Origin of the sequence: Vibrio olivae (assembly GCF_042428525.1) — a bacterium.
GTDB classification, from domain to species: Bacteria; Pseudomonadota; Gammaproteobacteria; order Enterobacterales; family Vibrionaceae; genus Vibrio; species Vibrio olivae.
This window is the reverse complement of record NZ_JBHMEP010000001.1, coordinates 1,941,387-1,955,311: the sequence shown is the minus strand read 5'-3', so window position 1 is coordinate 1,955,311 and position 13,925 is coordinate 1,941,387. Positions and strand designations below refer to the sequence as shown.

Annotated in this window: 11 protein-coding genes; 6 read left to right on the top strand and 5 right to left on the bottom strand. The window is 46.7% G+C overall.

Translation table 11 applies throughout. From position 1 onward, the window contains the following. The first annotated feature begins 10 nt into the window (after positions 1 to 10). Positions 11 to 1,312, top strand: a complete 1,302-nt coding sequence (gene phoR, locus ACFFUV_RS09040) for a phosphate regulon sensor histidine kinase PhoR (protein ID WP_390191391.1) — start codon at positions 11 to 13, stop codon at positions 1,310 to 1,312. A gap of 48 nt (positions 1,313 to 1,360) precedes the next feature. After that, positions 1,361 to 2,281, top strand: coding sequence for a PstS family phosphate ABC transporter substrate-binding protein (locus ACFFUV_RS09035; RefSeq protein WP_390191921.1), 921 nt, complete (start codon positions 1,361 to 1,363; stop codon positions 2,279 to 2,281). Between the two features lie 12 nt (positions 2,282 to 2,293). Here the strand turns inward: ACFFUV_RS09035 and ppx are convergent, their stop codons facing one another. Both ppx and ppk1 read right to left on the bottom strand, forming a co-directional pair. Continuing rightward, positions 2,294 to 3,793 carry an exopolyphosphatase gene (gene ppx / locus ACFFUV_RS09030; RefSeq protein ID WP_390191388.1) on the bottom strand — a complete coding sequence of 500 codons (1,500 nt, stop codon included), beginning with the start codon at positions 3,791 to 3,793 and terminating at the stop codon, positions 2,294 to 2,296. Further along, positions 3,783 to 5,879: a polyphosphate kinase 1 gene (gene ppk1, locus ACFFUV_RS09025; protein WP_390191385.1), complete on the bottom strand. Its 2,097-nt coding sequence runs from the start codon at positions 5,877 to 5,879 to the stop codon at positions 3,783 to 3,785. The genes ppx and ppk1 overlap by 11 nt, the downstream gene beginning before the upstream one ends. Before the next feature lie 361 nt (positions 5,880 to 6,240). Between ppk1 and ACFFUV_RS09020 the strand changes: the two genes are divergently transcribed. From ACFFUV_RS09020 to phoU, 4 genes are read left to right on the top strand one after another with little or no spacing between them, the layout of a single operon-like run. Beyond that, positions 6,241 to 8,436 carry an ABC transporter permease subunit gene (locus tag ACFFUV_RS09020; RefSeq protein ID WP_390191383.1) on the top strand — a complete coding sequence of 732 codons (2,196 nt, stop codon included), beginning with the start codon at positions 6,241 to 6,243 and terminating at the stop codon, positions 8,434 to 8,436. A gap of 29 nt (positions 8,437 to 8,465) precedes the next feature. Beyond that, a complete protein-coding gene (pstA, locus tag ACFFUV_RS09015; protein WP_390191381.1) occupies positions 8,466 to 10,112 on the top strand; it encodes a phosphate ABC transporter permease PstA in 1,647 nt (548 codons plus the stop codon). Positions 10,113 to 10,114: 2 nt separating this feature from the next. Then, positions 10,115 to 10,933 (top strand): phosphate ABC transporter ATP-binding protein PstB, encoded by an 819-nt coding sequence (gene pstB / locus ACFFUV_RS09010; protein WP_390191379.1) that lies wholly within the window; start codon positions 10,115 to 10,117, stop codon positions 10,931 to 10,933. A 50-nt stretch (positions 10,934 to 10,983) separates the two neighbouring features. Beyond that, complete coding sequence (gene phoU, locus ACFFUV_RS09005; RefSeq protein ID WP_390191377.1) at positions 10,984 to 11,685, top strand: phosphate signaling complex protein PhoU; 702 nt, start codon at positions 10,984 to 10,986, stop codon at positions 11,683 to 11,685. A 54-nt stretch (positions 11,686 to 11,739) separates the two neighbouring features. Here the strand turns inward: phoU and ACFFUV_RS09000 are convergent, their stop codons facing one another. The 3 genes from ACFFUV_RS09000 to ACFFUV_RS08990 all read right to left on the bottom strand — a co-directional run bounded on the left by ACFFUV_RS09000 (position 11,740) and on the right by ACFFUV_RS08990 (position 13,869). Beyond that, positions 11,740 to 12,489, bottom strand: a complete 750-nt coding sequence (locus ACFFUV_RS09000) for a copper homeostasis protein CutC (protein WP_390191375.1) — start codon at positions 12,487 to 12,489, stop codon at positions 11,740 to 11,742. Positions 12,490 to 12,576: 87 nt separating this feature from the next. Next, positions 12,577 to 12,873 (bottom strand): YebG family protein, encoded by a 297-nt coding sequence (locus ACFFUV_RS08995; RefSeq protein ID WP_390191374.1) that lies wholly within the window; start codon positions 12,871 to 12,873, stop codon positions 12,577 to 12,579. Positions 12,874 to 12,978: 105 nt separating this feature from the next. Continuing rightward, complete coding sequence (locus ACFFUV_RS08990; RefSeq protein WP_390191919.1) at positions 12,979 to 13,869, bottom strand: LysR family transcriptional regulator; 891 nt, start codon at positions 13,867 to 13,869, stop codon at positions 12,979 to 12,981. Positions 13,870 to 13,925: the final 56 nt, after the last annotated feature.

Genomic DNA, 13,925 nt, shown 5'->3' with positions numbered 1-13,925 from the left:
GGAGAGGTAAGTGGTTGAAAGGTTAACTTGGAAAAAGCTGGCCTGGGGGCTGGCTTTTTTTTACGCCCCTTGGGTTATCGTTGGGTGGTTGTTCGGGTACATGCCTTGGCTTTTGCTGACGGCAACGGTGATTCAGTTGATTTGGCACTTGAGCAATCAAGTGCGCCTTTCTGCATGGCTATGGGATGAAAAACGCCTAACTCCGCCGTCAGGCAGTGGCAACTGGGAACATCTGTTCAATGGCATATACCGATTACAGCAGCGTCAACGTCGCAAGCGTAAAGAACTCACCAACTTAATTCGTCGCTTTCGTAATGGTGCAGAATCCTTACCCGATGCTGTCGTGGTGTTTCGCAGTGAAGGTAACATCGTATGGTGTAACCGTTTGGCGCAACATTTACTTGGTTTTCATTGGCCTGATGATTCAGGTCAGCCAATTTCCAACCTGATTCGCACGCCCGATTTCATTAAGTACCTGAGCAAACAAGACTACTCTCAGCCGCTGGAAATGCGCTCGCCGCTTAATGTCGAGCGATCGCTAGAGCTGCGAATTGTTCCGTATACCGAAGGGGAACATTTGATGGTTGTGCGTGATGTTACTCAGGTGAAGCAGCTTGAAGGCATGCGACGCAACTTCTTTGCTAATGTCTCACATGAATTACGTACCCCAATGACGGTACTGCAAGGTTATTTAGAAATGACCGAAGATCCCGAAATGGTGGTCGGGCCGATGTGGCCCAAAGCCCATGGTGTGATGACAGAACAATTAAACCGAATGAACAGCTTGGTGAATCAACTTCTGACGTTGTCAAAAATTGAAGCGGCACCAATGCATGAATTGGAAGATGTGGTGGATGTTCCGGCCATGCTTGAAGTGTTGGAAAAAGAGGCGATAAGCTTAAGCGGCGAACATCAGCATCAGATTCATTTTGATATTGATGATGAATTGAAGGTTTTAGCGGATGAAGATCAGCTGCGTAGCGCTATCTCGAATTTGGTGTATAACGCAGTCAAGTACACGCCTTCAGGTGCCAATATTCATGTTCGCTGGTTTAAAGGTCCGCAAGGCGCTTGTCTTGAAGTGAAGGACAGCGGCGATGGTATTGAACCACAACATATTCATCGTTTAACCGAGCGTTTTTATCGGGTTGATAAAGCGCGGTCAAGAGATACCGGTGGCAGCGGGTTGGGGTTAGCGATTGTGAAACATGCGCTATCCCATCATGATTCTCACCTTGAAATTCACAGTGAAGTGGGCGTGGGGAGTCAGTTTTCATTTGTACTGCCGCGTCGCTTAATCGTCAACCAATAAGGGGATGGCTTGAAGTATCGTCACCGTCGTGCAGCGGCACTTGTCGCCCTGATTTGCTCAGCACCTTTTGCTCAAGCTAAATTTTTAACTGATTACCAGAAAGTGCCGGGTATTTCGGGCAGCTTAACCAGTGTTGGTTCAGACACCTTAGCTGGCATGACAACATTATGGGTTGAAGAGTTTAAACACCTCTATCCGAGTATTAATGGTCAAGTGCAAGCCTCTGGGTCGTCAACGGCGCCGCCAGCGCTAACGGAAGGTACCGCGCAGTTTGGCCCGATGAGTCGGCCAATGAAGCACCGTGAAATCGAAGCTTTCGAGCGTGAGCATGGCTACAAGCCAACGGCGTTACGTGTGGCGATTGACGCCATTGGCGTCTTTGTTCACCGAGACAACCCGATTAAAGGGCTTAACTTTAAGCAATTGGACGGTTTATTCTCGGCCACGCTGCGCTGCGGCGCGGTCAAACCGATTGAGCATTGGTCACAACTGGGTGTTGATCTCGAGTGGGCCAAACGCAGCGTGCAGCTCTTTGGCCGTAATTCGGTATCCGGCACGTATGGGTATTTTAAACAAAATGCGTTGTGTGGCGGGGATTTCAAAGCTAACGTCAACGAACAGCCCGGTTCTGCGTCAGTAGTGCAGTCCGTTGCGTCTTCGATAAACAGTATCGGTTACTCAGGCGTTGGGTATAAAGTGACTGGCGTAAAATTGCTGCCTATCGCCAAGCAGGGAAATCAATACGTGAAACCAACACGCAAGCATATTTTATCCGGGGAATACCCGCTCGCTCGCTACCTGTATGTGTATGTGAATAAACATCCTAATCAACCTTTAACGCCCATTCAGCGTGAATTTATTCGGTTTATCTTTTCAAACCAAGGCCAGGCTTTGGTTGAAAAGGATGGTTATGTGTCGGTGTCTGGCGACTTTGCTCAGCAAGAACTCAGTAAAGTAGGCATTGAGTAATCGCATGGCGGTTTAAAACTTCAGTGTCCACTCAACATTGCGCCAATATTCTTGCTCGGTTTGTAAGTCCGCGTTGAGCAATTTGTTGTTTTCAAGCCAATTTTCGTCGGTGCTGGTTAAGGTCCACTGATCACCATCCACTTTCAGTTTTAAGGGCGGTAAAGGGTCGTCATTACGTTGACCATTGAGCAAAATGGCCAAGCGTAAAATGCGAATCAGATTAATGATGTCCTTTTTCTTGTAGAGGGAAAAATCATCCATCTCTTTTAACTTGAGGGACTTACGCTGAAAGCGCACAAGCATGGCTAACACGCGCTGTTGCTCGCGGTTAAAACCTGGCATCGTAGTATGTTGCAAGATATAGGCAGAGTGACGATGAAACGCCTGTAAACTGATACTCAAGCCAACTTCATGCAACAGTGCGCTCCACTGCAATAAGTCCGAAAGTTGATTCTTTTTACTGATGCCAATTTTTTTATGAATTTGTTCAAAGAACTCACTGGCTTGGCCTTTGATTTTGGCGGCATGATCTAAATCGACAAAGTGTTTATTGGCTAAAGATTCTGTGGTTCGCATACGAATGTCAGTGCGTTTAAAGCGATCTTCCATCTCGTACAGCAAACCTTCACGCAATGCGCCTTCTGAGAAGTGCAGAGTGTCGATTTTTAAACTGCTGAATATCGCCTGTAAAATCGCGACACCGGCGGCAAAAACAGGCTTACGCTCTGGGGTTAACCCATCGAGTTCAATCTCCTCGATGGTGGACCACTTACACAGTGTATCGATTAACTCTTCGAGTCGCTTTGCGGTAATTTGGCCGTCTTCATGACCAAGCCCGATGAGTACATCGCGAATGGCTTTTGCCGTACCTGAAGAGCCAAAAGCAATATCCCAACCATGTTTTCGATATTGATGCGCTAAGGATTCAAGCTTTTGCTCGGCGGCGAGTGAGGCTTTTGCAAAGTTCTTTTTCGACAGTTTTTCATTGGCAAAAAAGCGGTTAGTGTAACTGACGCAACCCATCTGCTTGCTGTTCACCAACTCGGCTTCAAATCCTTGACCAATGACAATCTCAGTACTGCCACCACCAATGTCGATGACCAACTTTGAGTCCGATTCTGGCTGCGTATGGGCCACACCAGAATAGATAAGCCGTCCTTCCTCTACGCCGGGAATGATTTCGATCGCAAAGGGCAATACTTGTTGTGCTCGCTGAATAAACAGATGGGCATTACTGGCTTGGCGCAAGGTGTGCGTTGCCGCAATACGAACGTTCTCTTCATCAAAGCCTTGCAGCCTCTCGGCAAACATGGCGAGGCACTCTAAACCACGCTCTATCGCGGCATTGTCGAGGTTATTCTGTGCATCTAAGCCCGATGCAAGGCGGACACGTTGTTTGTGACGACTTATGAGTTGCAAGTCTTGACCAACGACACGCGCAACCACCATATGAAAGCTATTTGAGCCAAGATCGATGGCGGCGATGTAACGGGGTTCTGAATCAGATGTCATGCTTTTGCGATTGCTCTCTGAGTTTTAATGTCTGTTTTTCTACCTGTTTGAGGTAGTCATAAATGGCCATTTGTGAACGCACTTTTTTACGGTTGCCACGAGGAACGTAACGATTGGTCATCTCTTTATCAATGTAGCGAGCTTTAACCGTATCAATAAAGTGTAAGTTGATAATATCAATAATGCGTTGTTTTAATAATGGATCTCGTACTGGCGCTGCGACTTCGATCCGATAATCGATGTTGCGAGTCATCCAATCCGCTGAGGAAATATAGACAATCGGGTCGCCGTTGTTATGAGTTATTAGCACTCGCGGATGCTCGAGAAAGCGATCAACAATACTGATGACTTTGATGTTTTCACTAAAGCCTTCGACGCCGGGTACTAAAGAACACATGCCGCGTACGATCATCTTGATTTTGACGCCTGCACTGCTGGCTGAATACAGTTTGTTGATCAGCCCCTTATCAACTAAGTTATTGACTTTAAGCGTTATCGCTGATTTTTTCCCTGCGCGAGCATTGGCGGTTTCGGAATCAATCAAATGGTAAAGCTGCATTCTGGAATTGCGTGGTGACACAATCAGATGGTTAAAATGTACTGGCTGATAGGGGTTTTCGATGTAGCCAAAGACGTTACGTACTTCGCTGGTAATTTCAGGATCAGCTGTTAGCAACGAAAAATCAGTGTAGATACGTGCGGTTTTCTCGTGAAAGTTCCCTGTCCCTATGTGTGCGTAACGCTTAATTTGGTCGTCTTCACGTCGACTGATTAGTAGTAACTTAGAATGAATTTTGAGCCCCGGAGCTCCGAACACAACGTGCACGCCTGCGTCGGTGAGAATACGAGCCCATTCGATGTTGGCTTCTTCATCAAAGCGCGCCTGAAGCTCGACCACCACGGTGACTTTTTTTCCATTGTGCGCGGCATCGATCAGGGAGTTCATTAGCCGTGAATCTTTGGCCACGCGATACACATTGATTTTAATTCCGAGCACTCTCGGGTCAAATGAGGCTTGGCGAACAAGCTCTGTGATGTGTTCAAAGGTATGGTATGGATAGTGGAGTAAAATATCGCGAGCGCTGATGGCATCAAAGCTGTTGGCGTAGCCAATGAAGTCACTGCAACGTAATGGCGGAATCGGTTTGTACTCTAGGTAGTCTCGGCCGACATTAGGAAACCCGATGAAATCTTTAAAATTATGGTAACGCCCGCCGGGAATGAGGCTGTCGTAGTGAGAGATCTGCAATTTCTCACACAGGAAAGCCAACATTTCACTGGGCATTTCACGTTCATAGATAAAGCGTACAGGCATCGCTGTCAGTCGCTGGCTTAACCCTTCAGACATTTGTTCAAGCAGACTATGTTCAACTTCGTTGCTTAAGTCGTACTCCGCATCACGGGTCATTTTGATGGCATAGCCGTTAAGCTGCTGATAGTCAAAGAAAGCCCTGAACAGTTCATCGAGACAGTAGCGAATGATGTTATCCAGCAAGATGATGGTTTTGCGTCGCCGTCCTTTCGGTTCAGGCACCATAACAAACCGGGGCAGGTGGTCGGTTGGAATCTCGACTAAGGCGTATTGCGAGTGATCCTGATGCTGCAAGTCGACGGCGATGTAGGCATATTCGTCTTTGAGAAATTGCAGAACATCAGTATCTTTGTTGATCAGCAAAGGAGTAATGTGCGGGATAACCTCACGGCGAAAGTAGTCACGCACCCATTGCTGCTGATACTCGTTTAACTGGGTTTCGTTAACCAAAAAAATTCGGCGGCGTGCCATTTCCCGAATCAGCTCTGAATAGAGTTCATCAAATCGCTCATTTAATTTAAATGCTTTTGACTGCATTTTACTCAGCAAGTGCTTGGCGCTATTGCTTCCACCGCGCTCTTGGCTGATCATGATGCGCCTTTTTACATCGGCAAAACGGACTTTGTAGAATTCATCAAGGTTGTTAGAAAAAATGCCTAAAAATCGAATACGGTCAATGATCGGCACACTTTTGTCTGCCGCCTCTTGTAACACGCGTTCGTTAAACGATAGCCAGCTTAGCTCTTTTTCTATGTATAATTTTTCCGTACTCATGCCTGTCCTTGCCTGAAGACGTTCAAGGAGGTGATGCCTCCGCATTGATGGTGAAGAATTTTTCATGATGATAAACCACCAATTTGTATGACACTTGGTGGTTGGGCACGACTGTTGGCAGAAAAATGTCTGCTTGAAAGTTTGGAACCGAACTATCAAGTTAAGAGCTTTATGTGACAATTTTATTTCAATTCGTTATTGCATGATTTTCAGATGTTTAATGCGATCTGTAATATAATTGTCACTTTATCGACATATTATATTGTAGGCAGTTTTATACGCTGTCTGTCTCGATCTTGAGGATTTTAATAATCAAGTCATTGTGACATCGAGCAACGCTTTATTTGAGGTACCGCATTTCATGGCCAACGCCAACTTTTCACTGCAGGAGAAAGATCGCAAACGGCTAATCAAAGACCGTTTAGTGAGAGTGGCAGTGACAATGGGGGGCGCAACCGTTCTTGGTGCCTTGCTACTGATATTTATCTACCTTTTGTTGATGGTGCTGCCTCTGTTTGGGGATGCAACATTAACCCCTCGGCAAGGAACGCATCCTGTTTCTACTTCGGCGCCCAGCGCTATGGGGATCGACGACTATGGCGAAAATGCGTATGTGATTTCTCAACAAGGCCAACTGGATTTTTGGTCGTTAAATTCTTCGTCATCCCAGCCAGTGAAATCAGTACAAATCACAAATGATGCGTATTTATTGAGTCAAACAACGCCGGACAGAGGCTGGTTTGCGTTTGCTGATAATACGGGCAAGGTGACACTGTTTGCCCCTCGGCTTCGCAGTGTTTTGAGCCAGGAAACGCGTCATTTCTCCCCCTCGGTTGATATTGTAGAGCTAGGGAACAACTTGTCTCTGTATGTCGAAGGAAGCCAACTTAAGCAATTTAGCTTTGCCTATAGTCAGCAACGTGTCGCGTTGGTTGGTTGGTATAACGATCATTATTTGCGTTTCAAATGGCAAGATGCTCAGGGCGCAATCAAGTCTTATACCGTGTCTAAGCCACTGGCTAAGGTTGATCAGTTATTAATGACGCCAGATGCGCAAACGCTATATGTGCGTCAAGGTGATCAACTATTGGTATTTAAACAGCAAGCAGACCAGTACCGAGTACGAGAGATTGTTGATTTGAGCTTAGGCAATCGCAAACATTCGGTGACGGAGCTGCATTTATTATCCGGCGCATATTCGTTATTGGTGTCTCATTCTGATGGTCTGGTTTCACAATGGTTCGACGTTTTAACATCGGGGCAGCGTGAACTGACTCATATTCGTGAGTTTCATCTGGCTTCAGAACTGAAATTGCTATTATCTGATACCTATCGTAAAGGTTTTTACAGCTTCTACCAAAATGGCACGATACAAAGCCATTACACCACCAGTGAAAAGTTAGTGCTGTTTAAGCGCGCGTATCAAAAAGCGCCGCAACTGGCGGCGATGTCGAGCAACGAGGAATACTTGCTGACACTGACCGATGGCCAGTTGAATGTCGCTTATATTGATAATCCTTTCCCTGAAGTCTCCTTATCATCATTGTGGCAAAAGGTTTGGTACGAAGGCTATCCTGAAGCGGATTATGTTTGGCAAACGTCGTCGGCGAGCGAGCAGTTCGAAGCTAAATTCAGTTTGATTCCTATTGCGTTTGGTACGTTTAAAGCAGCGATGTTTGCTATGTTGTTTGCTGTACCCACGGCGGTGTTTGGCGCTATTTACACCGCCTATTTTATGAGCCCGAAAATGCGCCGCGTCGTCAAACCATCGATTGAGCTTATGGAAGCTTTGCCAACCGTGATCATCGGCTTTCTTGCTGGGTTGTGGTTCGCCCCTTTTGTGGAAAGTCATTTAGCGGCAGTCATGAGTTTACTGGTGGTATTACCCATTGCCATGATTGCGCTAGGGGCGCTTTGGCAATGTTTACCAACGATGTGGTTAAACCGTCTGCCTAAAGGTTGGCATGCGGCGATATTAATGCCTGTGCTGTGTGTCGTGGTCGCAACGGTCGTCGCTTATAGCGGTGAGATTGAGTATTGTCTGTTTGATGGCGATGTTCGCGTCTTTTTGGCTGAAAGCGGAATAAACTTTGATCAACGTAATGCGCTAGTGGTGGGCTTTGCCATGGGGTTTGCGGTGATTCCAACGATTTTTACTATCGCTGAAGATGCGATTTTTTCAGTACCGAAACATCTTTCTGATGGCTCTCTGGCGCTTGGAGCGACCCCTTGGCAAACACTGATTCATGTTGTGCTTCTCACCGCCAGTCCGGGGATCTTTTCAGCCATTATGATGGGGCTTGGCCGAGCGGTTGGAGAAACCATGATAGTGCTGATGGCGACAGGCAATACTCCAATCATGGATTGGAATATTCTTGAAGGAATGCGCACTCTGTCGGCAACCATTGCCGTTGAGATGCCAGAGTCGGAAGTGGGCAGTTCACATTATCGAATTCTATTTCTCGCCGCACTTTTATTATTGGTATTCACTTTTGCCGTTAACTCATTGGCCGAGTGGGTGCGACAGCGGTTAAGGGAGCGGTATCGTGCGTTATAACATGAGCAACCAACGAGGAGTGATGCTCCGTGTTTAAATGGTTTAAGTCAGGCGCGCCTTGGATCTGGTTAACGGGAGGCGCAGTGAGCGTCAGCTTGCTTTCGGTGATGGGGTTGATCCTGCTTATCGGCTGGAAAGGGCTATCGTTTTTCTGGCCGGCTCCGCTGTACCAGTGGCAAAACAGCGACGGCGATACCTTAATTGGCCAGCTATATGCAGAAGAAGATGTGCCAATTAGCCATTTACGAGAAATGAATATCGCGCTTCCTAAAGCTATCGAAGAGAAGGGATTGGCCACACGGCTAAGTATTAAGGTTGCTAACCGAGAGCTCTACAACAGTGACTTTGTATCTTTATTGGCTTTTGAAGTGACTCAGGTATCGACGCCAGAGGCGTGGGCCGTCATTGAACGAAACCGTGACGGTGATTTTTATGGCCTACCGATAGAGTATCGAGATGCGAAAGGAAAGTCTCATCAAGATATTGTCGCGGCGATGAAGGCTGGATTAGCGTATGCTGATGTGATTCGAGCGGAAGTTGAGCGAGTGATCAACCAAGACATCGAAGTGGTCAGCCATCAGCTTGAGACATTGCGTTTACAAAAACGGCGCCGAGAATTAAATGATAATTTAACCCCCGAATATCAAGCTCAATACCAGCAACAACTTGCGACTTACACTGAGCAATTGATTGGTTTTGAACGCCAAGTGGATGACCTACGCAGTGAGCTTGAAAAGCAAGTGCTGGTGGTTAAAGACATGCATGGTCAGCGTGTAAACATCGCGCTTGAGAATATCTTGGACATTTGGTTCCCAAACCAGATGTCGGGGATGGAAAAAGTGGCCCACTGGGGAAAACAAGTCTGGAAGTTTTTGTCTCAACCTCCGCGTGAATCGAATTCCGAAGGCGGTGTCTTCCCGGCCATGTTTGGCACTGTGCTGCTGGTGTTGATTATGTCGATTATCGTGATGCCACTTGGTGTGGTTGCAGCGATCTATCTTCATGAATATGCGCGTAATACGTTGATGACGCGAATTATTCGAGTGGCGGTGATTAACTTGGCTGGTGTTCCTTCCATTGTTTACGGTGTCTTTGGGCTTGGATTTTTTGTCTATACCCTTGGCGGCAGCATTGATGATCTGTTTTATGCCGAAAGGCTGCCGGCTCCAACGTTTGGTACCCCTGGCTTGCTATGGTCGGCATTAACCTTGGCGGTATTAACACTGCCCGTCGTTATTGTCTCGACAGAAGAAGGGTTAACTCGCATTCCGTCCTCGGTGCGTCACGGTTCGTTGGCGCTGGGGGCGACGCAGTTTGAAACCATGTGGCGCATCGTACTGCCGATGGCAAGCCCTGCGATCATCACCGGGCTCATCTTGGCGATTGCTCGAGCTGCCGGTGAAGTCGCGCCTTTAATGCTGGTTGGCGTGGTCAAACTGGCCTCAAGTCTGCCCGTCGACGGACAATTTCCCTACTTGCACTTGGAGCGTAAGTTCATGCATTTGGGGTTTCACATTTATGATGTCGGTTTTCAAACCACTAATATTGAGGCAGCACGGCCATTAGTGTACGCCACATCATTTTTATTAGTTACGGTGATCATCAGTTTGAACCTCACCGCTATCAGTATTCGCAACAATTTGCGCGAGAAATATCGAACGCTAGGGCAAGATTAACCATGTTTTCTGTCAATCAAGCATTGGGCTACGGCGCCCTATTAGATGTGAATAATTTAAGTGATGAGCAAACCGCGATTGCGATTGAAGACCTTAGCTTGTTCTATAAAAGTAGCCAGGCATTGAGTGATATCTCGATGCGTATTCCCAAAGGGCAGGTGACCGCATTTATTGGCCCTTCAGGGTGTGGGAAGTCGACGCTGCTGCGCTGCATTAATCGTATGAATGATTTGGTGGAAGGTTGTCGCGTCCAAGGTAAAGTCAAACTGCACGGTAAAAATGTGTATCACCCCAATGTCGATGTTGCCACATTAAGGCGTCGAGTGGGGATGGTCTTTCAACGCCCAAACCCATTTCCTAAATCGATCTACGAAAATGTTGTTTATGGCTTACGCTTACAAGGGATAAAGAATAGTCGAGCGTTGGACGATGCCGTTGAACGCGCTTTACGGGCAGCGGCTCTATGGGATGAGGTGAAAGATCGCTTACATGAAAATGCTTTTGGGTTGTCAGGTGGTCAGCAGCAGCGTTTAGTGATTGCCAGAGCGATTGCCATTGAGCCGGAAGTTTTGCTTCTTGATGAACCCACATCCGCCTTGGACCCGATTTCAACGTTAACCATCGAAGAGTTGATTAACGATCTCAAAACCAAATATACGGTGGTGATTGTGACTCACAACATGCAACAAGCCGCACGGGTGAGTGACCATACTGCCTTTATTCATATGGGAAAGTTGATCGAGTACTCAGATACGGACTCTATCTTTACTTCGCCATTGAAAAAACAAACAGAAGACTACATTACTGGTCGATACGGTTAAGCTTTTCGCCGCCGTCACCTCGTACATTGTTGAAGGAGTCGCAAACGAGAATGAATTTTGGTCGCCATATTTCCGGACAATTTAACGTCGAACTAGAATCGATTCGCACGCATGTTTTAACCATGGGGGGATTGGTCGAGCAGCAACTGTCGTTTGCAATGCAAGCCTTGCATAAAGAAGATGTCGAATTGGCGAGAAAAGTGGTACGTGATGATCATAAAGTCAACAGTATGGAAGTGTCGATTGATGAAGCGTGTACACGAATCATCGCTAAACGCCAGCCGACAGCCAAAGATCTAAGGCTGATCATGGCGATCATCAAAACCATTACTGATCTTGAGCGAATTGGTGATGTCGCGACTAAAATCGCTTACGTGGCGATTGAAAGCCCCGCATCGAAAGAGCGGCAGTTTAATGTTTCCCTTGAACCCCTTTGTCGTCAAGCGATTGATATGCTTCATCAAGTCTTGGATGCTTTTGCTCGAATGGATGTGGATGCAGCAGCCGAGGTTTACAAAATTGACGATAAAATTGATGCCGAATATGAAGCGGTGATTCGTCAACTCATGACCTTTATGATGGAAGACCCAAAGAATATCCCTCACATTCTGCAAGTTATGTGGTCTGCGCGAGCGATAGAGCGTGTTGGTGACCGATGTCAAAATATCTGTGAGTACATCATCTACTTCGTAAAGGGGAAAGACGTGCGCCATCTTAGTCACAATCAAAGCATTGATGACGCACTTAAGTAAGTATGCTTTGATGTGATCAAAAACGCCGGGCTTTGCTCGGCGTTTTAAGTTTTATCATAGTGTGTTGAGAACACTGGCAACGCCATTGATCAGACGAGGATTTGTCACGGGGATTTTATAGTCATCAATACCATCTTGCCCCATATGAGTATGCTGCACACGATAAATCATCTCAGAGTCTCGAGTGCTTTTGCCTGATAGATGGACTTCACGCACACCGCACTGCTTGACGATGGTTTCAACATTCTGCTGTGAAAGCCCTGCGCCCGCCATCACGATAATGCGGCCTGCCGCTTGCTCAACGAACTGGCTAAGCATCATTTGGCCCTCATTGACGTCTTGCGCTAGGCCAGACGTCAATACTCGCTCGCATCCTAAGCTAATGATGGCCTCTAACGCTTGTGGGCCGTTACGGCAGTGATCGATCGCACGATGAAAAGTGACCCCAAGGTTAAGCGCATGGGCTTTTGCAACCAAAGCACTTGCATTGTGTGAATCGATGTTTCCTTCTGGGGTGAGAAGACCAAGCACAACACCTTGTAGTCCAGCATCGCTCGCGGCTTGGATGTCATCAGCCATCATGTCGAGGTCATCTTGGTCGTACACAAAGTCGCCTTGGCGCGGGCGAATCATCGCGTAGACCGGTACATTGCTATGTTTTGCTGCTTGTTTCATCATGCCTACACTTGGGGTTAGGCCGCCAAGTGCCAGTGAAGAGCAAAGTTCAATACGAGTCGCGCCGCCTTTAAGCGCACGATGCAAAGATTCTAAATTATCAATACAAACTTCGAGCTGGTAGGTCATTGTTTGCCTTAATTGGGGTTAGGGAAAGAGAGTCAATCAGCCACAAAAAAGCCCTCGCAGTCGAGGGCTTAGAGAATTATCTCGTATTTATGCAGCGTCGTCTTGTTGCTCAGGTTCAACAGCGGCTACTTTTTTGGCTTTCTTTGGCGTCGGCTTACGTTTTGCTCCCAGCGCGTAGAGTAAATCTTCTTTGTTTTGCGCAAGGAACATGGCTAAATCTTCTTGTTTAGTCTCGTCTTCGATCAGTTCACTTTTTCCTAGTAAGCTAAACAGTTCATCAGCCGTATCCAGCATTTTGTCATAGGCGTCTGCTTCCGCTTTAGAGGTAAAAGTCATTTTCTCTTCTCCGTTACGTTCTACCACGTACTTGACGATTACAGCCATGGTGCATCCTCTGATTTTAAATTCGTGAGTTAATTACTGTCTTTTTATACAGTTTTGGTGACCAAAAGTCCAGCCGAAGTCTGAATAATGAGAACCCGCTGAGGGTTAATTCCCCCATTGCTGACAAAACTCAATAAACCGTTTAAGCAGTGGACTTTGGTATTTTTCCTTGTGCACCAGCAGCCAATAGCGACGTTTCATGTCCAGCGGGACATTAAGCCGAGTCACACGGCCGTCATTGAGCGCTGCTTCTGCTGCCAACGTTGACAAACAGGCTAAACCAAGCCCGGCGCTGACACTATTAATGATCGCTTCGGTAGTATTTAATTCAAAAGCTTCATGCCAATGTTCTAGCCGAGGTGCGACGGTGCGTAGAAAAAACTCACGAGTGCCAGAGCCTGGCTCTCGTAGTATCCATTGGCTGGCTTCAAGTTGATCGACCGTGATCGTCTCTAATCCTGCTAACGGATGCTTTAAGCTACAGATAATACACATTTCATCGCTACTAAACTGGGTGGAGATTAATTCAGAGTGGAGTGTTTTACCTTCAATAAGTGCAAGATCGAGTTCATAGTCTACCAGTTTTTGACAAATCAACGCAGAATTGGAGATAAACACGCTTTGCGACAAATGTTGAGTTTCTCGGCGAAAGTCACTCAGCAAATAAGGCGCAACTTGATTGCCTATGGTATCGCTTGCGCCAATATGCAGTTGTCCTGCCAGAGTATGAGTGTTGTCAAATAAGTGGGTAAGGTCATCACTGCGCTGCAGTAATTCGTCGGCCAGCGGAAGTAATTTTTGACCTTCTTGATTGAGAATGAGCCGATTGTTGACGCGATCAAACAGCGCATGACCAATTTGTTTTTCCAATTCTGCCAGTGCCATACTTACTGCGGCCTTGGATAAAAACAGCGTTTGTGCCGCTGCTGTCATGGTTTTATGTTGAGTAATGGCGGTAAAGACTTTGAGCTGTTTAAAAGAGATGTTGTTTGCCATGCTGTTTAGATATTCTGAACGTATTGCGTTCATAATTAGGTAATTAAGAACATAAT

Excerpts from the sequence above, each read along its gene's own strand:
- ppx (WP_390191388.1), bottom strand. The coding sequence starts at position 3,793 with ATGACATCTGATTCAGAACCCCGTTACATCGCCGCCATCGATCTTGGC.
- ppk1 (WP_390191385.1), bottom strand. The coding sequence starts at position 5,879 with ATGAGTACGGAAAAATTATACATAGAAAAAGAGCTAAGCTGGCTATCG.
- ACFFUV_RS09020 (WP_390191383.1), top strand. The coding sequence starts at position 6,241 with ATGGCCAACGCCAACTTTTCACTGCAGGAGAAAGATCGCAAACGGCTA.
- pstB (WP_390191379.1), top strand. The coding sequence starts at position 10,115 with ATGTTTTCTGTCAATCAAGCATTGGGCTACGGCGCCCTATTAGATGTG.
- phoU (WP_390191377.1), top strand. The coding sequence starts at position 10,984 with ATGAATTTTGGTCGCCATATTTCCGGACAATTTAACGTCGAACTAGAA.
- ACFFUV_RS09000 (WP_390191375.1), bottom strand. The coding sequence starts at position 12,489 with ATGACCTACCAGCTCGAAGTTTGTATTGATAATTTAGAATCTTTGCAT.
- ACFFUV_RS08995 (WP_390191374.1), bottom strand. The coding sequence starts at position 12,873 with ATGGCTGTAATCGTCAAGTACGTGGTAGAACGTAACGGAGAAGAGAAA.
- ACFFUV_RS08990 (WP_390191919.1), bottom strand. The coding sequence starts at position 13,869 with ATGGCAAACAACATCTCTTTTAAACAGCTCAAAGTCTTTACCGCCATT.